Origin of the sequence: Pseudomonas sp. GXM4 (assembly GCF_008923895.1) — a bacterium.
Lineage (GTDB): Bacteria > Pseudomonadota > Gammaproteobacteria > Pseudomonadales > Pseudomonadaceae > Aquipseudomonas > Aquipseudomonas atacamensis.
Window position 1 is genome coordinate 1 of the sequence record NZ_WBRZ01000304.1, and the last position, 6,188, is coordinate 6,188.

The 6,188-nt window shown below is 61.0% G+C and carries 8 protein-coding genes; 2 read left to right on the top strand and 6 right to left on the bottom strand.

The genetic code is table 11. The features are described from left to right. Positions 1-164 precede the first annotated feature (164 nt). The 3 genes from F8N49_RS24430 to F8N49_RS24440 are packed head-to-tail and all read right to left on the bottom strand — an operon-like array spanning position 165 to position 2,203. Complete coding sequence (locus tag F8N49_RS24430; RefSeq protein ID WP_151552943.1) at positions 165-1,400, bottom strand: RNA polymerase sigma factor; 1,236 nt, start codon at positions 1,398-1,400, stop codon at positions 165-167. After that, on the bottom strand, positions 1,393-1,737 hold the full coding sequence (locus F8N49_RS24435) for a YciI family protein (RefSeq protein WP_130909739.1): 345 nt from the start codon (positions 1,735-1,737) through the stop codon (positions 1,393-1,395). The genes F8N49_RS24430 and F8N49_RS24435 overlap by 8 nt, the downstream gene beginning before the upstream one ends. Positions 1,738-1,777: 40 nt before the next feature. Continuing rightward, positions 1,778-2,203, bottom strand: a complete 426-nt coding sequence (locus F8N49_RS24440) for a nuclear transport factor 2 family protein (protein ID WP_150637517.1) — start codon at positions 2,201-2,203, stop codon at positions 1,778-1,780. Positions 2,204-2,345: 142 nt separating this feature from the next. On the opposite strand from F8N49_RS24440, the gene F8N49_RS24445 reads away from it, so the two are divergent. Further along, positions 2,346-2,831: an N-acetyltransferase gene (locus F8N49_RS24445; RefSeq protein WP_151552945.1), complete on the top strand. Its 486-nt coding sequence runs from the start codon at positions 2,346-2,348 to the stop codon at positions 2,829-2,831. A gap of 142 nt (positions 2,832-2,973) precedes the next feature. Here the strand turns inward: F8N49_RS24445 and F8N49_RS24450 are convergent, their stop codons facing one another. The 3 genes from F8N49_RS24450 to F8N49_RS24460 form a co-directional block, all read right to left on the bottom strand. Next, complete coding sequence (locus tag F8N49_RS24450; protein WP_016773555.1) at positions 2,974-3,462, bottom strand: GNAT family N-acetyltransferase; 489 nt, start codon at positions 3,460-3,462, stop codon at positions 2,974-2,976. Positions 3,463-3,550: 88 nt separating this feature from the next. Further along, on the bottom strand, positions 3,551-4,036 hold the full coding sequence (locus F8N49_RS24455) for a GyrI-like domain-containing protein (RefSeq protein WP_151552947.1): 486 nt from the start codon (positions 4,034-4,036) through the stop codon (positions 3,551-3,553). Positions 4,037-4,105: 69 nt separating this feature from the next. Then, the gene (locus F8N49_RS24460) at positions 4,106-4,768 is read right to left on the bottom strand and encodes a LysE family translocator (protein ID WP_151552949.1); all 663 of its coding nucleotides are present in this window, start codon (positions 4,766-4,768) and stop codon (positions 4,106-4,108) included. A gap of 138 nt (positions 4,769-4,906) precedes the next feature. Here F8N49_RS24460 and alaC point away from each other — a divergent pair, with 138 nt between their 5' ends. Then, complete coding sequence (gene alaC, locus F8N49_RS24465) at positions 4,907-6,115, top strand: alanine transaminase (protein ID WP_110646590.1); 1,209 nt, start codon at positions 4,907-4,909, stop codon at positions 6,113-6,115. Positions 6,116-6,188 lie beyond the last annotated feature (73 nt).

Below are 6,188 nucleotides of genomic sequence, written 5' to 3' on the forward strand. Positions count from 1 at the left end.
GGCGTGTTACATCGACCTGAAAAACCTTATCGATTATGGATTCAAGACAATTCGTTCAAGTCGGTGAATCCCTCCAATATCCCCCAATCAGTCCCCTCTCCCTTTGGGAGAGGGTTAGGGTGAGGGCAATCCACAGGCTGCCCACACTAGGCAGAGCGCCAAGGTCAGAGCATTTCGAGCGCCATGATACGTGCTCGAATAAACCGCCGCTCCGGCTCCTGCCGCGTCAGCTCCAGCGCCCGCTGATACGCCGCCCGCGCCTGCTCCACCCGGCCCAACTGCCGGCAAAACTCCGCCCGCGCCGAATGCGCCAAGTGGTAATCCTGCAACTCCCCACCCGCCAAAATCCCTTCTACCAACAACAACCCGGCCAACGCTCCATCCCGTTTGGCCACCGCCACCGCGCGGTTCAGCTCGATCACCGGCGACGGCACCGCGCGCAGCAGCACGTCATACAGACCGACAATCTGCTCCCAGTCCGTTTCCGCCGCCGACGGCGCTTCCGCATGCACCGCTGCAATCGCCGCTTGCAGGCAATACGGCCCGAAGCGTCGCGTGCTCAGCGCGTGCTCGACCAGCGCGCAGCCTTCGGCCATCAACCGGGCATCCCACAACGAGCGATCCTGATCGTCGAGCAACACCAGTTCACCGCTCGGCGAGGTTCGTGCCGGCCGGCGTGATTCATGCAGCAGCATCAGCGCCAGCAGACCCATGACTTCCGGCTCAGGCAGCAACTCCATCAACAAGCGCCCCAGCCGAATCGCTTCGCGCGTCAGATCCTCGCGGGTCAGCTCGGCACCGACCGAGGCCGAATAGCCTTCGTTGAACACCAGATAAATCACCCGCAATACGCTGTCGAGGCGCTCGGGCAATTCGTTCAGCGTGGGTACTTGATAGGGGATTTTCGCGTCGCGGATCTTGGCTTTGGCGCGCACGATGCGCTGGGCAATCGCCGCCGGCGCCGAGAGAAAAGCGCGGGCGATTTCCTCGGTGGTGAGGTCGCAGACTTCGCGCAAGGTCAGCGGCACTTGCGCATCTGCCGCCAGTGCCGGGTGGCAGCAGGTGAAGATCAGCCGCAAGCGATCGTCTTCCACGTCTTCGCCACTCCAGTCAGCCTGTTCCAGCTCATCAAGTTGCGCCAGCAGCAACGGTTGCGACGCCTTGAACCGTGCGCGCCGGCGCAGCACATCGATGGCTTTGAAACGTCCGGTGGAGACCAGCCAGGTACGCGGGTTGTCTGGCACGCCGTCGCGTTGCCAGCGCTCGACCGCGACGAAGAACGCCTCGTGCAAGGCTTCTTCGGCGAGGTCGAAATCACCGAGCAGGCGGATCAGCGTGGCCAGAATCCGCCGCGAATCCTCGCGGTAGACCTGCTCGACCCGCGCCCGGACGTCAGACATTCAACTGCCGCACCGGGCGTACCTCAACGCTGCCGACCCGCGCTGCCGGAATGTTGCCGGCGACCTGAATCGCTTCGTTGAGATCCTTGGCATCAATCAGGTAAAAACCGGCCAGTTGCTCCTTGGTTTCAGCGAAAGGCCCGTCGGTGATCGACAACTTGCCGTTGCGCATGCGTACCGTGGTGGCGGTCTCTACCGATTCCAGCGCTTCGGCGGCGATCATCCGCCCGCTGCCCTGCACCGACTCGGCGTAGGCCCAGCATTCGGCGTCCTCCGGGCTGTCGGGCGAGGTGTGCAGCAAGCGTTCATCGCTGTAGACCAGGCATAGGTATTTCATGGCGATCTCCTGATTCGAACGGATCAACTATGGCTGAAGATCAGGGGGTTACATCGAACAGCGTCGCGCCGCTCATCGGATCGAACGGTGCCGACCAGTGTTCATGGGCAATCTTCCACGCCCCGCCGATTTGCCGGTAACAGGCGGTGACACGCATCCAGCAACTCTGGGTTTCGCCCTTGTCGTTGGTGCCGCCGCAATTGGCCACCCAATGGGCGAAGGCAATGTTGTCGGCGCTTTCGATGGCGATTTCGTGGAACTCGAAGATGTGCGGGCCGGGGCACATTTCCATGCACTCGACCCAGTGCGCGCGGTAGGCCGCTTTGCCTTTGAATTGCAGGGCCTTGATCGCATCGAACGAGACGATGTCGTCGGCGTACAGGGCCATGACTTTTTCGACGTCCTTGGCCATTACCGCTTCGCGATAGGTGTTGATCAGGTTCTGGATTTCGCTTTGTGCGCTCATGGTGTTCTCCGTGGTTTTTGTTGTGAAGACACCCTTAGTCGTTTGCCCAATGCGCGGATCGACAGGGCAAACAAAAAAATTTCGCCGACGACAATCTCGCTAGAATCCGAGGCTCACTCTTTGTAGGAAAAAGGAAATTCCCGTGTCAGCCCAACTCGTGCCTTACGACAGCCTCAGCCCTTTGCAGCGTCAGCAAGTCGAGGCCATCGAAATCCACCCCGAGCAGATCAAATTCTCCGGCGACATCCACGGTGCCTTGCACACCCTGCTGTCGAAGCCCGGCCCCGGCGTAAAGGGTTTTGCCCTGCTGGCGGACGACGTACCGGTGGCGTTTCTGCTGCTCAAGCGCCCGCCGGTATTGCCCGACTGGGCCGACGAACACAGCGCCACGTTGCATGCGCTGCAGGTCGATCGGCGCGCGCAAGGCAAGGGCTACGGCAAGGCTTGCCTGCAAGCGCTGCCCGCTGTCGCCCGCCAGGCCTGGCCGGAGATCAAGGGGCTGGAATTGTCGGTGGACGCTGATAACGAGGCGGCGATTGCGCTGTATGCCAGGCATGGCTATGTCGACAGCGGCGAAGCGTACAAGGGCCGGATTGGGTACGAGCGGCGGATGGGGCTGTTCTTCTGAGTATCCCCTGATCGTTCCCACGCTCCGCGTGGAAACGCCTCTTTGTGACGCTCTGCGTCACGGTTTTGGGACGCGGAGCGTCCCCGGCTGCATTACCACGCGGAGCGTGGGAACGATCAGGCAGTTTCGATAGGTGTTGGCTTCAGAGGGTCAGGATCATCTCGTGCCACGCCATGCCGCCGTGGTCGGACTCCGACGGTTTGATGTAAGCAAAGCCAAATCCGGCGTACAACGCAATGTGTTGCTCTTTGCACATCAGGTGAATTGTCGCTTTGTCCATGGCGCGCATGCGTTCGATGAATTCGCCGAGCAGGCGCTTGGCCAGGCCCTGCCCTTGGTAATCCGGATGCACCACCACCGACATGATCACCACGTTCGGCCCTTTCGGGTCGTGGCCGATCAGCTCCTTGAAGGCCTCGTCGGACATTTGCACGTCGAACGCCGCGCCGGAATTGATGAAACCGGCGACCACACCGTCCACCTCGGCGACGATGAAACCGTCCGGCCAAGTGGCGATGCGCGTGGCGATCTTTTCGCGGGTGGCGGCTTCGTCGCCTTCATAGGCGACGGTTTCGATGGCGTAGCAGCGGTCGAGGTCGGCGGCGCTGACGTTGCGGATTACGGTGTTCATGGCAGCTCAAAAATCTGTGGAAACAAGGCCCGCCAGCATAAAGCACAACCACCGGGGCGGACATGCTCCGCCTCGATTGTTACGCCGCTCAGGCCTTGATCGGCAGCCAGATCTCCAGCGTGCCGGTATTGAGTTTCGGGTTGTAATCCTCGCTGTAGCGCTCGAATTCCGGGGCGTCCGCCGCTTCGTAACCGGACTGCGGCAGCCAGGTGTTCCAGATGTACTGGAAGGTGTCAGGGAGTTGCGCCAGTGACCCCTTGTGCTCGAACACGGCATATTTCTGCGGCTGTATTTCAACCCAGCGGTACTTTTCCGGCAGGTCGTCGAGCTTGTCGATCTGCACCCCGGCGATGTATTCGAAACCGCCCTCGCCATCCGCATTGCAGCAAACGCCGTAGGTCACTTCATTGACCTGCGCGGGGATTTTTCCCAAGTGCGGGATCAGTTTTTCCCACAACGCGGGAATATCTTCGGTGGTCTCCTGAGTGAATCGCCCGCCGAAACCGGCAATCAGCAGAAATTGCCCGTGTTCGAAGCGAGGCTCGGCTATCTCGACGCGTTGTTGTTCATCCATGACGCGACTCCTCAGAACGGAAAAGTGGATTCGGCTGGGAGTATAGAAAGCCCGACCCGTTTCGCACGTTTACAGCGAATGCAACTGCTCGACGGCGCCCGAGCCGACAAACTCGTTGTAGCCGGAAACGATCACGTACACCGCGAAATAGCAGAAGATCGCCGCCGATGCCAGATAGGAGTAGCGCAGCAGCTTGTCGCCCAGCAGCTTGCCGCCGTGGCTTGCGGCGAAGCACAGACCGGCCGACCACAGCAGCCCGGCGCAGAGAAAGCCGCCCAAAAACAGCGCCGAACTCAACGGACCACCGCCACCGGATCGGGCGATCAACGTACCGCCGACCGCAGCAAACCAGAGAATCGCACTCGGCGACGACATGGCGAGGAAGATGCCGCGAAAGAATTCCTTGCGATGGGAGTTCTGCCCCACTTCCGCGGTTTCCGCCAGCAGCGCTTCGTGGTGGATTGCCGAATAAGTCATCTTCGCCGCGAAGTAGATCAGCAGCGCCGAACCGCCAATCCACAGAACCCAGCGCACGGTTTCGTACTGCAGCAGGACGGTCATGCCGGCCAAGGCCAGCACCGCATAGATCAGGTCACCGACGCAGGTGCCCAGGCCCAGGGCGAAGCCCTGAAAGTAGCCGCGCTGCATGGCCAGGGTGATCATTGCGATGTTGGCTACGCCGATATCCAGGCACAGCGAAAGGCTCAGCAAGAAGCCGCTGGTGAATTCCATTGACCGATTTTCCTTGAAAAAAATGTTTACAAGCGCGCTGGACAGTATGCCATCACTGCCCTTATCTTCCGCCACAGGTCACCGCAGTGACCAGCGTCGCTCGGACGGTTCCGGGCGCTTACGTTATCCGAGGCAACAATGGCCGAACAAGGTTCGCCGCGCCGCTTTGCGCGCATAGATCGACTCCCCCCTTACGTGTTCAACATCACCGCCGAGCTGAAAATGGCCGCTCGCCGCCGTGGTGAAGACATCATCGACCTGAGCATGGGCAATCCCGACGGCGCCACGCCGCCGCACATTGTCGAAAAACTGGTGCAGGTCGCCCAACGCGAGGACACCCACGGTTACTCGACGTCCAAAGGCATTCCGCGCCTGCGCCGGGCGATTTCCAACTGGTACAAGCAGCGCTACGAAGTCGATATCGACCCGGAAAGCGAAGCCATTGTCACCATCGGTTCCAAGGAAGGCCTGGCGCATTTGATGCTGGCCACCCTGGACCAGGGCGACACCGTGCTGGTGCCGAACCCGAGCTATCCGATCCACATTTACGGCGCAGTGATTGCCGGCGCTCAGGTGCGTTCGGTGCCGCTGGTGCCGGGGGTGGATTTCTTCGATGAGCTGGAGCGCGCCATTCGCGGTTCGATCCCCAAGCCAAAAATGATGATCCTCGGCTTCCCGTCGAACCCGACTGCACAGTGTGTGGAACTGGATTTCTTCGAACGGGTGATCGCCCTGGCCAAGCAGTACGACGTGTTGGTCATCCACGACCTGGCTTATGCCGACATCGTCTACGACGGCTGGAAAGCCCCGTCGATCATGCAGGTGCCCGGGGCCAAGGACATTGCGGTGGAGTTTTTCACCCTGTCCAAGAGCTACAACATGGCCGGCTGGCGCATCGGGTTCATGGTCGGCAACCCGGAACTGGTCAGCGCCCTGGCGCGGATCAAGAGCTACCACGACTACGGCACTTTCACCCCGCTGCAAGTGGCGGCGATTGCCGCGCTGGAAGGCGATCAGCAATGCGTGCGCGACATCGCCGAACAGTATCGCCAGCGGCGCAACGTGCTGGTCAAGGGCCTGCATGAGCTGGGCTGGATGGTCGAGAACCCGAAAGCGTCGATGTACGTCTGGGCGAAGATTCCCGAGGCATATGCGCATCTGGGTTCGCTGGAGTTCGCCAAGAAACTCCTGGCCGAGGCCAAGGTCTGCGTTTCGCCGGGCGTGGGTTTTGGCGAGTACGGCGACGACCACGTGCGCTTCGCCCTGATCGAAAACCAGGATCGCATCCGCCAGGCCGTGCGCGGGATTCGCGGGATGTTCCGCGCGGATGGCTTGGCCGCGAAATAAGTGGCGCATCTCTGATCGTTCCCACGCTCTGCGTGGGAATGCAGCCCGAGACGCTCTGCGTCTCAAAGCGGAC